The organism is Micromonospora sp. CNZ309, assembly GCF_002846525.1.
Genome location: NZ_PJNG01000001.1, coordinates 6,658,369 through 6,673,430, shown reverse-complemented (window position 1 = coordinate 6,673,430; position 15,062 = coordinate 6,658,369). Strand labels below are relative to the sequence as shown.

Sequence of the window (15,062 nt, the reverse complement as noted above, 5' to 3'; positions counted from 1 at the left end):
TTGCCATCCGACGCCGACACCTCCCGCCCCGGACCGAGCCTGTCGCTGTGGTCCTTCCGGGACGACGTGACCATCGAGACGGCTGAGGACGGCGGTCTGACGGTCCTCAGCCGCTGGGGCGACGTCCCGGTGGGCCGTCCCGCGCCCTCGGTCGAGGAGGTCCTGCACCGGATGACGTACGGGCCGGTCGCGCTCGGCAACGTCGCCGGGCTGGACGCGCGTGCCCTCAGGTCGGTCTTCGACCGGTTGCCGGGCCGGATAGTCCGCTCCCTCGGCTCGCGGGACTCGCCGGTGCCGCTGCTGTCCGTGCAGCCGGTGTCTCCGATGGGGGTGCTGGAGCTGCCGGAGGTGGCCGGCGACCGGCCGTTGCGGCTGTCCCGGTTCGCGTTCGCGCACCAGCGGGACGGCGAACTGGTGATCGAGTCCCCGCTGTCGCACCACCGGGTGGTGCTGCACCGGCCGCAGGCGGCGCTGGTGCTGGGCGCGCTTCCCCGCGCGACCACCACCGTCGAGGTCGCGCGGAGGGTCGACCTGGCGCTGCCGGTCGTGGCCGACGTCGTCGCCCACCTCGCCGGCGCGGGCATGGTCGTCCTCGGCGAGGACGGCACGTCGGTGTTCCGCGAGGACACCGATCCCACGCTGCTGCTCTGGTCGCCGTACGACCTGCTGTTCCACTCGCGCAGCAGGCTCGGCACCCACGACGAGCCCGCCGGCGCGACGTTCCGGCACGTCGCGACCCTGCCCCCGCCGGCCGCCGCGAAGCCGGCGCCCGACGGGCCGCGGATCCCGATGTACCGCCCGCCCGCGCCGGTCCCGCACGGCATGACCCTGACCGAGGCCATCGACGGCCGCCGCTCCGTGCGGACGTTCGCGGACGCGGCTCCGTCCACCCGGGAACTCGGGGAGCTGCTGTTCCACGCGGCGCGGGTCCGGATGCAGGCCACGGCCACCGCACCCGACAACGTGCGGTACACGGTGACGCGGCGTCCGTACCCCAGCGCGGGTTCGCTGTACGAGCTGGAGCTGTACCTGACGGTGGACCGCTCGCCGGACCTGCGGCGCGGCATCTACCACTACAGCGCGGCCGAGCACGCGCTGACGCTCGTCAACGCCACCCCGGCCGACGTCGACGAACTGCTCGACAACGCGCGCGTGTCGATCGGCGGCCGGCGGCCTCCACCGGTGCTGATCACGATGACGGCGCGCGTGGGACGACTCTCCTGGGTGTACGACAGCATCTCCTACGCCACCACCCTGAAGCACGTCGGCATGCTCCAGCAGACGCTCTGCCTCGTGGCGACGATGCTCGGCCTCGCCACGAGCGCCCTCACCATGGGCGACGCCAGGGTTTCCGCGTCGGCGTTCGGGCTCGACTGGCCGGCGGAGGTCGGGGTCGGCGAATTCGCCATCGGACTACCCGAAAACGACATTTCCTGTAACGAGGAGTACCTGGGCGTACACGGAATGTGAATGAGCCGATCGGCCTATGGTAAATGGCTTTGCGGCAGTTCACGCGAAGGCGCGGAAAAACAGCATTCATGATGCGTGCGGACGCGTGATAGAACGGGGTTAATTGCGTCGGCCCGACAGGGGATGCCAAGTTGATCAAGGTGTTGTTGGCCGAGGACATGCACATGGTCCGCGATGCGCTGGTGGCGTTGCTCAACCTCGAGCCGGACATCGAGGTCGTCGCCGCGGTCGCCTCGGGCACGGAGATCCTGCCCATGGCGCAGCGGTTCCGGCCCGACGTCGCGGTGATCGACATCGACCTGCCGGGCAAGGACGGGCTCTCCGCGATCGGCGACATCCAGGCCCACCTGCCGGAGATCCGCACCCTGGTCCTGACCGCGCTCGGCCGGCCCGGCACCCTGCGCCGGGCGTTGTCGGCCAAGGCGACCGGCTTCCTGCTGAAGGACGCCCCGACCGAGCAGTTGGTCGAGGCGATCCGCAGCGTCGCCGCCGGCCGCCGGGTCGTCGACAGTCAGCTCGCGATGTCGGCCTGGGACAGCGCCGAGTGCCCGCTCACGGCGCGCGAGACCGAGGTCCTGCGCCTCACCGCGGAGGGGCTCCAGGCCGTCGACATCGCGGCCCAGATGTTCCTGTCAGTCGGGACCGTCCGCAACTACCTCACGACGATCGTCAACAAGCTCGCCGCGCGCAACCGCGTCGATGCCATCCGCCTCGCCCGGGAGGCCGGCTGGCTGTGACCGGGACGGCTGGTGACGCTCCTGGCGCAGCGGCACCTCGGCGTGCAGCCGGAACCGGTCCGGCTGCTGCTCGACCGTCAGCGATCCGCCGATCTCCTGGGCGCGTACGGACAGGTTACGCAGGCCGTTGCGACCGCTGCCCGGATCCCGGGGTGGCCCGACGGCCAGGTCGTCGTTGACGATCTCGATCCAGGCGTCGTCCTGCGTCTGACGGATGGTGATGTCGCAGCGCCTGGCCTTGCTGTGCCGCAGGATGTTGGTGACCCCCTCCCGCAGCACCGTGGCGAGCACCGTGCTCACCTGGACCGGCAGGTCGAGGTGGTCGCTGTCCAGCCGCACCTGGATGTCCGCGGCGTTGAGCACCGACACGGCCGAGCGGCACTCCTCCTCCAGCGACAGTTCCCGGTAGCCGCTGGCGACGGTCCGCGCGTCGGAGAGGGCGACCCGCGAGATCTCCAGGATCTCCAGCAGGTGGTCGCTCGCCTCCTGCGGGGACTTCTCCATCAGCCGGTGCACCAGCTCGATCTTGAGTGAGATCGCGGAGAGGCTGTAGCCGAGCAGGTCGTGCAGGTCGCGGGCGAAGCGCAGCCGCTCACGCAGCACCGCCATGCGCGCGATCTCCGCGCGGCTCTCCTGCACCTCGACGACGAGCGCGGTCAGCCGGGACAGCCCGTACACCACGAGCCCCGTCGTGACGGTGGAGATCGCGGTGTAGAGCATGTCGATCGGCGCGCGGGTGAACAGCCACTGGGCGAGGGCCATCGACAGCACGATGAAGGTGAAGGCCGTCCAGGCCGGGATGGCCCGCAGCACGAGCAGCACGCTGCCGGCCAGGAAGCCCGGCATGCCGACCCACGCCTGGCCGAAGATCAGGATCGGCAGGTAGACCAGCACCGCCTGGGCGGCCAGGAGGCCGAAGCCCAACGGCGACCGGAGGCGCCCGTGGTCCCGGCCGTACCACAGCAACTGCATGGCCATCAGGGCGGCGATGCACGTGAACGACAGTGCGATGGCGACCGGGCCGACCGGCAGGAACATGACGTGGAGAAAGCCGATGAGACTGATGCTGGCGAAGACGGCGGTGACGACGCCCATCGCGAGACGCGGCGCCGGTAGCGGCGCGGCCCCTTGCGATGATGAGCGCCCTGATGTGACGGTGAGGTTCACGGCAGCAGCGCTCTCGTGTGCTCTAGCGCAGCCGGCGTACGTCCCGAGGCCAACTCGCCCCGCATCTCGTTCGGCCGGCCCCCCGCCGACCGCGATGCCCGCTGGCGGGCGTCGGTCCAACAAACACGGCACACTCTCCCCAGTGATCGACCCGACGGCGGGAATGGTCCTCGTCAGCCCGCGCGAGCCCGTGCGGGCGAGCGGACGCCCACCCGGCGCCCAAAGCCCACAGAGTTGTTACGCAACGCAAACGTTTTTGAACAGATTCCCGACCGCGAATTGCGATGTGCCCCTACGGACACCTTCCCCCTTGAGGTCGACCCTTCCATAAAAAAATGACGATCGTCAAGCACTCACCCCCGCCCACGGCAGCGCGAAAGGGTCCTAATCGATGCTAGGGAACATTTGCCGCCGTCACGTCATATCCTCTAGTCGGGACATTTGAGGCGGTGACCAGTGCGGGCCGCCGGGGCAACGCCGGACGCGGTCGCGGGGCCGGTGCCAGCACCGATGCGAGGTCGCGGCGGGCCCGCGCGACGCGGGAGCGGATCGTGCCCACGGGGCAGCCGCACAGCTCGGCCGCCTCCGCGTATCCGAGGCCGACCACCTGCGTCAGTACGAACGCGGCGCGGCGGGCCGCGGGCAGCGTACGCACCGCGAGGTTGAGCGCGACCGTGTCGTCCGGGCCCGGCAGGTGGTGGGCCCTCGACCGCTCCGCGCTGGCCTGCCAGTCCGGGACGGACACGGTCCGGGGCCGGCACGCGGCGGCGCGGAAGTGGTCGGCGGCCACGTGCCGCGCGATGGCCAGCAGCCAGGCCCGCGCGTGGTGGCGCCCGGTGAACTGGTGCGCGCTGCTCAGCGCGCGTACGAACGTCTCCTGCGTCAGGTCCTCGGCGTCGGCGTGCCCCACCAGGTAGACCAGGAAGCGCCAGATGTCACGCTGCGTGCTGCGGACGAGCGGGTCCCCTGCGGAACGGTCGCCCCGCCCGACGGCCAGGACCAGAGCCGTTACCGCGCTTTCTCCCAGTGACTCCGACATGTATTCACGTTATCGGTCCCGAATGCGGGGAAGAACGGCTTCCAGTGGTAGTCCAGCCGACCTCATCGCCGGGAACCAGAAAACGTTGGAACCGTCTGACCAGGGTGCTTCGCACAGCGGGGATCGCGCGGGCGGGACGGCTGCGCACGGGCGCGGGCAGATACGGCGACGGGGCCGCCGTCGGGCACACGCCCGACGACGGCCCCACCCGCGCCGCCGCACACCGCGGCGCGGACGCGTCCGCCGACCCCTCGACTCAGCCGGCCCGGGCCAGCGGCCGGGCACCGTACGTGACGCGGACGACCCCGTCGTCGTGACGTTCCGTCTCGGCGGTGACCCCGAAGACCCCGGAGAGCACCTGGGGTGTGAGCGCCTCCAGCACCGGCCCGGACGCGACCACCTGCCCGCGGTCCAGCACGACGAGGCGGTCGCAGCTGCGCACCGCGAGGTCCAGGTCGTGCAGCACCGCCAGCGTGGTGACCGCCAGCGTGTGCACCAGTTCCAACAGCTCGAAACGGGCCCGGATGTCCAGGTGGTTGGTCGGCTCGTCGAGCACCAGCAGCTGCGGCTGCTGGGCGAGCGCCCGGGCGAGCAGCACGCGCTGCCGCTCGCCGCCGGACAGCGAGCCGTAGATCCGGTCCGCGTGCCCCAGCATGCCGGTGCGCTCCAGCGCGTCGGCGACGATGTCGTGGTCGTCGGTCGTCTCGCGGGCGAACACCCCCTTGTGCGGCGTACGGCCCAGCGCGGCGACCTCCCGCACGGTCAGCCCCGGCGGGGTGGGGCTGTTCTGCAACACGGCGGCGGTGCGCCGCGCGGCCGCCCGGGCCGACAGCGACCAGACGTCCTCCTCGCCGAGCAGCACCTGCCCGCCGGCGGGCCGGACCGACCGGTAGATGGTCCGCAGGAGCGTGGACTTGCCGCTGCCGTTGGGACCGATCAGGCCGACGACCTCGCCGGGCGCGACCTCCATGCTGACGTCGCGGAGGATCGGCGTGGCGCCGATGGAGACACACACCTGCTGCACCTGAAGCTTCATGAGTGGGACAGGCTCCTATCCCGGCGCATCAGCCAGATGAAGAACGGTGCGCCGAAGAGGGCGGTCAGGATGTTGAGGGGCAGCTCGTTCGGCGGATCGACCGTCCGGCACAGCAGGTCGACGATCACGAGGTAGACCGCGCCGACGAGCGCGGCGAGGGGCAGGACCCGGCGGTGGTCAACGCCGAACGCGAGCCGCACCAGGTGCGGCACCATCAACCCGACGAAGCCGATGCCCCCGGCCACGGCGATGAGCACGCCCGCGAGCAGCGACGTCAGGACGATCGCCACGATCCGCAGCCGCTTGACGTCGATCCCCAGGGCGGTCGCCGACTCGTCGCCGGTGACGAGCGCGTTGAACTGCCGGGCGTACAGGGTCAGCAGCAGGGTCACCGCGAGGACGACCACGCCCGCGACCTGGAGTTGCTCCCAGCGGGCGCCCGCGACGCTGCCGAGCAGCCAGAACATGATCTGGCGCATGTTGTTGGGCGTCGTCTGCAACTGGAGCAGGCTCGTGATCGAGGTGAACACGTAGCTGATCGCGACCCCCGCGAGCACGAGCCGGACCGGGTTGAGCCGACCCTGCTGCTGTCCGAGGGTGAAGACCAGCGCCACCGCCAGCATCGCGCCGACGAACGCCGCGCCCGACACCCCGAGGCCGCCGGCCGCGCCCGCGCCGAGCGCCATCACGGTGACGGCACCGACCGAACCGCCCGCCGACACCCCGAGGATGAAGGGGTCGGCGAGCGGGTTGGCCACGAGGGCCTGCAACACGACGCCCGCCACCGCGAGCCCGGCGCCGCAGAGCGCCGCCAGCAGCACCCGGGGGATCCGGAAGGTCCAGACGATCTGGTCGTGGGCCGGGTCCACGTCGGCGGTCGAATTGGTCAGGTGCGCCCAGACGATCCGGCCGGTGTCACCGACGGAGACCTGCACCGACCCGACGGCCGCCGCGACGAGGACCAGCACGACGAGCAGTACGCCGAGCACGAGCAGACACAGCGGAAGGGGCGCGCCGTGCAGTGGGGCCGGGCGGGCGACGGTGCCTTTAGACGCGGCCGTCGCCCGGCCCTTCACGGAACGTGACATCGTGGTCATGGCGCTCAGAACGCCTCGGGGTGGGCGGCCTGGGCGATCTTCTCGACCGCGAGGTGGTTGCTCGGGCCGAGGAATACCGAGTCGGAGAGCACCACGTAGCGCTTGTTCTTCGCGGCGTCCCACTGCGGGAACTGGGCGAGCAGCTTCTGCGCGTCCGCGTCCGGGTCCTTGGACATGTAGTTGACCACGAGCAGGGTGTCCACGTCGGCCTTGGCGACCTGTTCGCGGGAGAGGTTGGCGAACGTCTGGTCCGTGGCGCCCTCGAAGGCGTTCACCGCACCGGCCTTGGCCATGACGTCGTTCCAGAGCCCGTTGCCCCCGACGGAGCTGAACTCGCCACCCATCGCCATGCCCGGGATGATCATCATGACGTTCTGCTTCGGCAGGTTCGCGGTCTTCGCCCCGACGGCCGCGATCCGCGCCTGGGAGTCGGCGATGACCTTCTCGGCGCGCTCCGACACCCCGAAGATCGCCCCGAGGTCGCGCAGCATCGCGTAGCTGTCCTCGATGGTCGGCTTGCCCGTGACCGTGCCGACCTCGCCGCACGAGCTCTTCGGGGCGTACGTGTTGGCCCCGACGGCCGCGAGGTCGTCGCGGGTGGCGAAGCCCGCCTCGGCGCGGAAGCCCCCGTCGTACGTGGAGATCACGAAGTCGGGCGTCAGCCCGATCATGGCCTCGCGCGGGATGTCCGACATGTCGTTGAGCTTGATGTTCCCCGACGGCAGTTGCTTGATCGCGTCGACCCGGCCGTCCACCTCGGAGGCGCCGTAGGACTGCGCGTTCGCCACGATCCGGTCGGCGACGCCGAGTTCCAGCAGCGCGGAGACCTCCGCCACCGACCCGCCGTTCATCACGACCACCCGGCTCGGCGCCTGCTTGTAGGTGTACGACTTGCCGCAGTTGGTGATCGTCACCGGGTAGCCCGCCTTCGGCGGCTCGTTCGACAGTTCGGCCTCGCTCCTGGCCGCCGTGCAGGCCGTCGAGAACAGCAGGGCGGCGACCGCCGCCGCGAGGGGGAATCGCTTGAGTTTCATCCGGTCCTCCGAGCAGTTGACGTGGCGACGGGCGTCGGCGCCGCCGCCCCTTCCGGTTCCGCTGCCGCGGCAGTGGGCTTGGGCAGGTGGTGCAGACGGACACTGACCAGGCCGGCGCAGGTCGCGGAGGCCGCGAGCAGGAGCGCGGTGGCCGCGAAGGCCGTCGCGTGGTCGGCGAAGGGCACGCCGGGGTCGCCGGGCGTCGCGCCGAGCACGGTGCGGTACCAGACGCCGGCGACCGCGACCCCGAGGGCGAGGCCGAACTGGGTCACGGTGGTCGCCATGCCGGATGCCGCGCCCGCCTCGGCGGGCCGGACCCGGCCGAGGATCCCGGCCACCAGCGGCGAGACGACGAGCCCCTGCCCGAAGCCGGCCAGCGTGATCACCGCGACGAGCATGGGTGCCTGCGCGGACTCGGGCGCCTGGACGACGGCCGCGCTGGCCAGCAGGACGGCGGCGAGCAGGCCGCAGCCCACGGCCGGGGTCGGCGCCGGGACCAGGCGTCCCACCCGGCGGCTCGCCGCGGAGCCCAGCGAGAAGCCGATCCCGAGCGGCACGAACATCAGCGCCGCCGTGAGCGGCGTGAACCGCAACCCGGTCTGGAGGTAGTAGGTGAACACGAGGAAGAGCCCCGAGTTCGTGGCGAACAGCGTCAGCACCGTCAGCAGGGACAGCCGCATCCCGGGGGCGGTGACGACCCGCGGCGGGAACAGCGGCTCGCCGCCCTCGCGGTGCAGGCGCCGCTGCTGGTTGACGAGCACGACGGCCACGACGAGCGCGATGGGCACCCCGAGCCAGAGCCACGCCGGGCCGCCCGGCCCGAAGACCAGGGGCACGAGCAGGGCGGGGGCCGCCACGATGGTGAGCGCCGCGCCCGCGAGGTCGAGGCGGTGCGGCGCCTTCGGCACGGTACGCGGCAGGATCCCGCCCAGCGCCAGGATCGCGATCCCGACGGGCACGTTGACCAGCAGCGCCGGCCGCCAGCCGAGGCCGAGGATGTCGGCCTCGACGATGAGCCCGCCGCCCGCGATGCCGCTGATCACGCCCAGGCCGATGACGACGCCGTAGACGCTGATGGCCCTCGCCAGCCGGTCCGGGTCCTGCATCGTGGCCCGGATGATCGCGAGCACCTGGGGTGCCATGAACGCCGCCGTGGCGCCCTGCAGGAAGCGGGCCACGATGAGCAGGTCGGCGTCCGGCGCGATCCCGCACAGCAGCGAGGTGACGGTGAAGCCGGCGACGCCCCAGAGGAACACGGTGCGGTGCCCCAGCCGGTCGCCGAGCCGCGCGCCGGTGACCATCAGGGCCCCGAACGCGATCACGTACGCCGCGCCGACGAACTGGATCTGGTCGAAGCCCGCGTCGAGGTCGCGCTGGATGGACGGGCTGGCCACGTTGACCACGAACCCGTCCACCTGGGTCATGAACGTCGCGGCGAGGACCGCGCCTAGTCCGAGCCACTCGCGTCGTTCGCTCATGCTGCCCTCCGAAGGTCGTCGACAGGTGGGATCACGGCGCCGACCCGCGCCAGGGGGCCGGCGGCGAGCATCCCGTCGTGGGTGCAGTCGAGCCGGTGCACGTCGATCCGCCCGTCGACGTGTGGCTCCCAGCTCGCCGGTCCGGGCCAGTCCGGTGTCTTGTCGTCGGTCGCCTCGACGACGAGCACGTCGCCGGTCAGGCGGCGGGGCGTCCAGTCGGCGATCAGCCGCGAATTGCGGGCGAAGGCGTCGTACGCGAGGCGACGCCCCGGCTCGTCGAGGCCGCCCAGCGCGGCCTGACCGAGCACGGCGGCGGCCGCGTCGTGCTCGCCGGGCGGCGGCAGCTCCCGCCAGGCGGCCGGCACCGGGTACGAGTCGAGCAACGCCAGCAGGGCCACCGACTCGCCCGACTCCGTGAGCTGCGTGGCCATCTCGTGGGCCACCAGCCCGCCGAACGACGCCCCGAGCAGGTGGTACGGCCCGTCGGGCTGGACCTCGCGGATGCGCCGTACATGGTCGGCGGCCAACTCGGCGACGCTCGCGCACCCACCGGCGGCGACCGACTGGAGCCCGTACACCGGGCGGTCGGGCAGGCTCGCCAGCAGCGCGGCGTACGACCACGCCAGCCCGGTGGCCGGCGCGACGCAGAACAGCGGCGGCCCGCTCCCCCGCGTACGCAACGGGAGCAGCACCTCCGTCGAGCCGTCGCCGGTGTCCGTCGCGAGCGCCGGCGCGAGCCTCGCGACGGTCGGCGCCTCGAACACCGTCCGGATGCTGATCTCCACGCCGAACTCCGCGCGCACCCGGCCCATGAGCCGTGCGACGAGCAGGGAGTGCCCGCCGAGCGAGAAGAAGTCGTCGTCGATGCCCACCTCCGGCAGGCCGAGCAGGTCGGCGAAGAGGCCGCACAGCACCGTCTCGCGGTGGTCGCGCGGCGCGCGGCCGCCGACCGTCGCGGTCAGGTCGGGCGCGGGCAGCGCCGCGCGGTCGAGCTTGCCGTTCGTGGTTCGGGGGATCGCCGCCAGCGCGACGAACGCGGGCGGCACCATGTAGTCGGGCAGCCGCTGCGCCACGAACTGCCGCAGCGCGGCCGGCTCCGGCGCGGCGTCGCCGACCGGCACGACGTAGCCGACGAGCCGCAGCTGGCCCGGCGCGTCCTCGCGGGGCACCACCGCCGCCTGGGCGACGTCGGGGTGGGCGAGCAGGACCGCCTCGATCTCCCCCGGCTCGATGCGGAAGCCCCGGATCTTGACCTGGTCGTCCGCGCGGCCGAGGAACTCCAGCGTGCCGTCGGGCCGCCAGCGGGCGAGGTCGCCGGTGCGGTACATGCGGCCACCCGGGACCCCGAACGGGTCCTCGACGAACCGCTGCGCGGTCTGCTCCGGACGCTCGTGGTAGCCACGGGCGACCGGCGCGCCGGCGAAGTACAACTCGCCGACCGTGCCGGGCGGCACCAGCCCGCGCGCCGGGTCCAGCACGTACGCCCTGGTGTTGGTGAGCGGCCTGCCCACGATCGGCTCGGCGCTCTCGGCGAGCCGGCACCAGAGGGTGTCGACCGTGCACTCGGTGGGGCCGTACAGGTTGTAGACGCTCATCCCGGCGTCGCGCAGCGCCGTCCAGAGCGCGGGACCGGTGGCCTCGCCGCCGAGCGCGAGCACGGCGGGCCGGCGCCGGCCGGCGTCGAGGAACCCGTTGGCCACCAGTTCCTCGGCGTACGTGGGGGTGATGTCCATGAAGTCGATCTCGTGCCGGTCGACGTAGTCGAGCATCGCGGCCGGGTCGCGGCGCCGGTCGTCGTCGACGAAGTGCAGCTCGTGGCCGTCGAGCAGCCACAGCAGCCCCTCCCACGAGGTGTCGAACGACAGCGACGCGGAGAGCGCGGCCCGCCGCACCCGGCCGGCGGACTCCGGGCGGATCATCGTGTCGCGGTGGTGGAGGAAGAGGTTGACCAGGCCGCCGTGCTCGACCACGACGCCCTTGGGCACGCCGGTGGAGCCGGACGTGTAGATGAGGCAGGCCGCGTGCCGCGGCGCGAGACCGGCGTCCGGGACGGGCCCGTCGGCCGTCCCGGCCAGCTCCACGGCGGTCGCGGGGGCGTCCAGCAGCAGGACCGGTACGTCGGTGTCGCGGTGCCCGGCCCAGAGCGCCCCGGTGCTGACCACCGCGACGGGCGCGCTGTCGGCGAGCATCGCCGCGACGCGCCGGGCGGGCAGGTCCGGATCGACGGGCACGTAGGCCGCGCCCGCCTTGAGCACGGCCAGCAGCGCCACGATCGACTCCGAGGTGCGCGGCAGCAGCAGCGCGACGTACCGGTCGGGGCCGGCCCCCCGGGCGACGAGCAGGGTGGCGAGGCGGTCGGCGCGGCGGTCCAGCTCGGCGAAGGTCAGCGTGGCGTCGCCGGCCACCAGCGCCGTCCGGTCCGGCGTCGCGGCCGCCTGCGCGGCGAACAGCGCGGGTACGGTGACCGCCGGCAGGGGCTTCGCCGTGTCGTTCCACTCCTCCAGCAGCAGCCGGCGCTCGCCGTCGAGGAGCAGTTCGACGTCCCCGACCGGCGTGTCGGGGGCGTGCGTGGCGCGGCGCAGGAAGGCCAGGAAGCGGTTGAGGTGGCCGGCGAGTTCGTCCTCGTCGTAGCAGTTGGGGTTGGCGTCGAGGACGATCCGCAGGCCGCTGCCGTCGGCGTGGTCGTAGACGTGCACGACGAGGTCCTCGACGAGCCCGGCGCTGACGTTGCGCACGAGCCCGCGGTGCCCGGCGAAGCGCAGGCCGTAGTCGAACGGCATGATGTTGACCGAGGGCCCGAAGAGCTTGCGCTCGCTGGCGACCAGCCGCAGATCGCGGCGCAGCTGCTCGTAGCGGTAGCGCAGGTGCGGGCGCGCCGACCGCACCTCGTCGCCGACCTGTGCGGCGAGGTCCGCCAGCGTGGCGGTGGGCTCGACCCGGACCCAGAGCGGCACGACGTTGGTCACCATGCACGGCACCCGCAGCGACACCGAGCCGAGGCGGGACATGACGGGCAGCGCGAGGGTGAGTTCGTCGGCGCCGGTCATCCGGTGCAGGTACGCCGCGAAGGCCGCGATGACCGTCTCGCTCCAGGTGGTCCCGGTGGCCTTCGCGACCGCCTTCAACGCGCCGATGCCGGCGGCGTCGAGGTCCTCGCCGACGCGGTGCACGCTGCGGGCCAGCTTGCCGGAGCGGCGGGCGAGGACGACCGGCGCCGGCCTGCCCTGGGCCCGGGACGTCCAGTGCCCACGCGCGGCGGCGTACGCGTCCGAGTCCGCGTAGGCCCGGTCCTCGTCGACGACGGCGGCCAGGGAACCGAACGTCCGGGGCGGCGGTTCGCGTCCCTCGACGAGCGCGGTGTAGCGCTGCGCCACCCTGCGGGCGACGAGGGACAGCCCGTACCCGTCCAGGGCGATGTGGTGGGCGCGCTGGTACCACAGCACGTGCTCGGGACCGAGCCGGAAGATCGCGTGACAGAACAGCAGGTCCTTGCGGAGGTCGACGGCGACCGCGAGGTCCGCGCGCATCCAGGCCAGCGCGGCGGCGAGCGGGTCGGCCTCGTCGCTGGTGTCGACCTGGTGCACCGGCCACGGCCCGTCGTTGCGGGGGCGTTGCCACGGGCGACCGTCGGCGTCCTCCTCGAACACCATGGTCAGCGCCTCGGCCTCGCCGACGGTCCCGCGCACCGCCTCCTCCAGCAGCCGCAGGTCGACCGGGCCACGGATCTCGACGTACTCGGCGGTGTTGTAGGCGGAGCTGTCCGGGTCGAACTGCTGGCCCGTCCAGATCCCTTCCTGCGCGGCGCCCAGCCGCAGCGCCCCGTCAGCCATCACGGCCCGCCACCAGCTTCACCCAATGCCCCAGCGTCGGCTGCTCGGCCAGCTCGACGAAGCTGACCTCGGCGCCGGCGTCGCGCCACCGCTCCATCAGCATCATCAGCCGCATCGAGTCGAGCCCGGAGTCGAACAGGTTCTCCTCGTCGGTGGTCTCGTCCGGGAGGCGGTAGAGCATCTCCGCGACGTCCGCCCTGATCGTCGTTGCCGTCAACTGATCTGCCACGTCATGCCTTCCCGTGTGTGTGAGGGTGGACACGGGTGGGATCCGGCGATCGACACCGCCGGATCCCACCCGGGAACGAACGTCCATGGAGGACTAGGCCGCCGCGTCGACGTCGTCGTAGACGGTGACCCGGTACGACACCGCCGGCTCCGGCGTCGCGGTGTGCAGCGCGCGGTGGACCAGGGTGCGGTTGTCCCAGAGGAGCATGTCGCCCTTCTCGAACGTCTGGAGGTGGATGTTCTCGTGCTCGTAGGTGCGGTCGAGCTGGCCCGTGGCGGTCAGCAGCTCCGTCAGCAGCTCCGGCTGCTCGTTGCCGTCCGCGTCCCGCACCGACGAGGTGAAGCCCTCGCTGATGTAGAGCACCGTCTCCCCGGTGTGCGGGTGGGTGAAGGTGGTCTGGCTCGTCACCGGCGGGGTCTTCGCGTTGACCTCCTCGATGAGCTCGGAGATCGGCCGGTAGACGTCGCTGGGCCGGATCTTGAAGTACCGCAGCACGCTGTGCGTCGCCGTGGTGTCCTTCACCGCCAGCTTCAGCTCCTCGGTCAGCTTCTCGTACGCCGTCGCGAGGTTGATGAAGTACGTGCCACGGTTCTTGGTCGGCACGACCTGCGGGTAGATCAGGGTGATGTCGAAGGGACGCTGCATGAACTGGTAGTCCGAGTGCCAGAACTTGCCGGTCTTCGGCACCCCGACCTGGCGGCCGTCCTCCTCCTTGACGTTGGAGGAGACGAACACCTCCTTGACCTCGGGGTGGTGGTAGACCGGCTCGTAGTACTCGGCGACCCGACCGAGCCGCTCACCGAGCGCCAGGAACTGTCGCGGCGACAGGTCCTGGTTCTTCAGCACCACGATCTTGTTGGTGTAGATGGCCTTCTTGAGTTCGACGATGTCCTGCGCCGGGGCGGTTTCCGCGTCGAAACCCTCCACGATGACGCCGAACTTCTTTCCAGCCTGCGGGGTGATTTTCATTCGCACTCCTCTGAGCGGTGGCGCCGCGAATCCGACACCTCAGTAGTCGCGTCCGATCGGACAACAGTTCCCGCCCCGACAGGTGCCCGGGGCCGAAATTCCAGGTCAATTACCAGGTCGTGGGTTCACATTTCCGCGGGCTCCTTCGCGAATGTCGGACTGCCGTTCCCACAGCTGGGCATGGCAGGCGTAGATGACGGCCGCCGCGCCTTCCGGGTCGTCGCGGACGACGAAGTGACCGCTGCCGGGAATGACGAAGTGCTGTGCCCTCGGCAGCATCTGCCGGGCCCGGACCGCGTCGCGCAGCGGCACGACGCGGTCCTGGTCGGCCCAGACGAGGTTCACCGGAGTCGTGTCGTCGACCTCGGCGCCCCGGAACGCGTAGCGGCCGGCGTACCGGCACAGCGTCGACACGTCGCTGGCGATCATCGACGTCACGTCGGCGGCGACCGCCTCCGCCCGCAGGGCGACGGGCCGGGCCGACACGTTGCCCATGACGAACCTGCGGACGCAGCTCCTGGCGAGCAGCCGCCCGCGCGTCCGGGGCCCCACCGCGGCGGTGATCCGGAGGATCGCGTGGGTCCGCACCACGCACACGCAGGCGTGGCAGGCCGCCCGGAACCCGATGCTGCACAGGGCGGTCACCGCCGCGACGGGCACCCGCCGCGCCAGTTCGAGCGCGATCACCCCGCCGAGCGAGTGCCCGACAACGTGCGGCCGGCGCAGTCCCAGCGCGGCGATGCGCTCCGCCACGTACTCGGCGAGGCGCGGCACGACGTCACGGCCCGACGCGAGCCCCGGCACGCCGCCGTGACCGGGCAGGTCGATCGCGAGGGTCCGGGCGAACCCCGGAATGCGTTCGACGACGGCGTCCCAACTCGCCCGGCCGAGACCGGCCGCGTGCAGCAGAAGGAGCTGCGGGTCCTCCGCGAGCCGGCTCGGCTCGGCCATGGTGCGGGCTCCGTTCTTTCCGTCC

12 protein-coding genes are annotated in these 15,062 nt (G+C 72.1%); 2 read left to right on the top strand and 10 right to left on the bottom strand.

Annotated features, from left to right (window positions below; genetic code table 11):
* Both CLT72_RS28915 and CLT72_RS28910 read left to right on the top strand, forming a co-directional pair.
* The gene (locus CLT72_RS28915; protein ID WP_101414443.1) at positions 1-1,470 is read left to right on the top strand and encodes a SagB family peptide dehydrogenase; all 1,470 of its coding nucleotides are present in this window, start codon (positions 1-3) and stop codon (positions 1,468-1,470) included.
* Between the two features lie 140 nt (positions 1,471-1,610).
* Positions 1,611-2,207, top strand: a complete 597-nt coding sequence (locus CLT72_RS28910) for a response regulator transcription factor (RefSeq protein WP_231926225.1) — start codon at positions 1,611-1,613, stop codon at positions 2,205-2,207.
* On the opposite strand, the gene CLT72_RS28905 is transcribed toward CLT72_RS28910, so the two are convergent.
* From CLT72_RS28905 to CLT72_RS28860, 10 genes are all read right to left on the bottom strand, one after another.
* Entirely contained in the window at positions 2,103-3,302 is a 1,200-nt protein-coding gene (locus CLT72_RS28905; protein WP_101414442.1) for a sensor histidine kinase, read from the bottom strand. The genes CLT72_RS28910 and CLT72_RS28905 overlap by 105 nt on opposite strands.
* Positions 3,303-3,768: 466 nt before the next feature.
* Positions 3,769-4,413, bottom strand: coding sequence for a sigma-70 family RNA polymerase sigma factor (locus tag CLT72_RS28900; RefSeq protein WP_101414441.1), 645 nt, complete (start codon positions 4,411-4,413; stop codon positions 3,769-3,771).
* A gap of 256 nt (positions 4,414-4,669) precedes the next feature.
* Positions 4,670-5,449 carry an ABC transporter ATP-binding protein gene (locus CLT72_RS28895; protein ID WP_089001708.1) on the bottom strand — a complete coding sequence of 260 codons (780 nt, stop codon included), beginning with the start codon at positions 5,447-5,449 and terminating at the stop codon, positions 4,670-4,672.
* A complete protein-coding gene (locus CLT72_RS28890; protein ID WP_101415450.1) occupies positions 5,446-6,537 on the bottom strand; it encodes a FecCD family ABC transporter permease in 1,092 nt (363 codons plus the stop codon). The genes CLT72_RS28895 and CLT72_RS28890 overlap by 4 nt, the downstream gene beginning before the upstream one ends.
* Positions 6,538-6,551: 14 nt before the next feature.
* A complete protein-coding gene (locus CLT72_RS28885) occupies positions 6,552-7,580 on the bottom strand; it encodes an ABC transporter substrate-binding protein (protein WP_101414440.1) in 1,029 nt (342 codons plus the stop codon).
* Positions 7,577-9,058 carry an MFS transporter gene (locus CLT72_RS28880; RefSeq protein WP_101414439.1) on the bottom strand — a complete coding sequence of 494 codons (1,482 nt, stop codon included), beginning with the start codon at positions 9,056-9,058 and terminating at the stop codon, positions 7,577-7,579. Before CLT72_RS28880 ends, CLT72_RS28885 begins: the two co-directional genes overlap by 4 nt.
* The gene (locus CLT72_RS28875) at positions 9,055-12,888 is read right to left on the bottom strand and encodes a non-ribosomal peptide synthetase (protein ID WP_101414438.1); all 3,834 of its coding nucleotides are present in this window, start codon (positions 12,886-12,888) and stop codon (positions 9,055-9,057) included. The genes CLT72_RS28880 and CLT72_RS28875 overlap by 4 nt, the downstream gene beginning before the upstream one ends.
* Positions 12,881-13,117, bottom strand: a complete 237-nt coding sequence (locus CLT72_RS28870) for a phosphopantetheine-binding protein (protein WP_089001712.1) — start codon at positions 13,115-13,117, stop codon at positions 12,881-12,883. The genes CLT72_RS28875 and CLT72_RS28870 overlap by 8 nt, the downstream gene beginning before the upstream one ends.
* A 93-nt stretch (positions 13,118-13,210) precedes the next feature.
* A complete protein-coding gene (scoE, locus tag CLT72_RS28865; protein WP_101414436.1) occupies positions 13,211-14,086 on the bottom strand; it encodes a (3R)-3-[(carboxymethyl)amino]fatty acid oxygenase/decarboxylase in 876 nt (291 codons plus the stop codon).
* A gap of 105 nt (positions 14,087-14,191) precedes the next feature.
* Positions 14,192-15,037, bottom strand: a complete 846-nt coding sequence (locus CLT72_RS28860) for an alpha/beta fold hydrolase (RefSeq protein WP_101414435.1) — start codon at positions 15,035-15,037, stop codon at positions 14,192-14,194.
* Positions 15,038-15,062: the final 25 nt, after the last annotated feature.

Excerpts from the sequence above, each read along its gene's own strand:
- CLT72_RS28905 (WP_101414442.1), bottom strand. The coding sequence starts at position 3,302 with ATGGGCGTCGTCACCGCCGTCTTCGCCAGCATCAGTCTCATCGGCTTT.
- CLT72_RS28900 (WP_101414441.1), bottom strand. The coding sequence starts at position 4,413 with ATGTCGGAGTCACTGGGAGAAAGCGCGGTAACGGCTCTGGTCCTGGCC.
- CLT72_RS28895 (WP_089001708.1), bottom strand. The coding sequence starts at position 5,449 with ATGAAGCTTCAGGTGCAGCAGGTGTGTGTCTCCATCGGCGCCACGCCG.
- CLT72_RS28890 (WP_101415450.1), bottom strand. The coding sequence starts at position 6,537 with ATGTCACGTTCCGTGAAGGGCCGGGCGACGGCCGCGTCTAAAGGCACC.
- CLT72_RS28885 (WP_101414440.1), bottom strand. The coding sequence starts at position 7,580 with ATGAAACTCAAGCGATTCCCCCTCGCGGCGGCGGTCGCCGCCCTGCTG.
- CLT72_RS28880 (WP_101414439.1), bottom strand. The coding sequence starts at position 9,058 with ATGAGCGAACGACGCGAGTGGCTCGGACTAGGCGCGGTCCTCGCCGCG.
- CLT72_RS28875 (WP_101414438.1), bottom strand. The coding sequence starts at position 12,888 with ATGGCTGACGGGGCGCTGCGGCTGGGCGCCGCGCAGGAAGGGATCTGG.
- scoE (WP_101414436.1), bottom strand. The coding sequence starts at position 14,086 with ATGAAAATCACCCCGCAGGCTGGAAAGAAGTTCGGCGTCATCGTGGAG.
- CLT72_RS28860 (WP_101414435.1), bottom strand. The coding sequence starts at position 15,037 with ATGGCCGAGCCGAGCCGGCTCGCGGAGGACCCGCAGCTCCTTCTGCTG.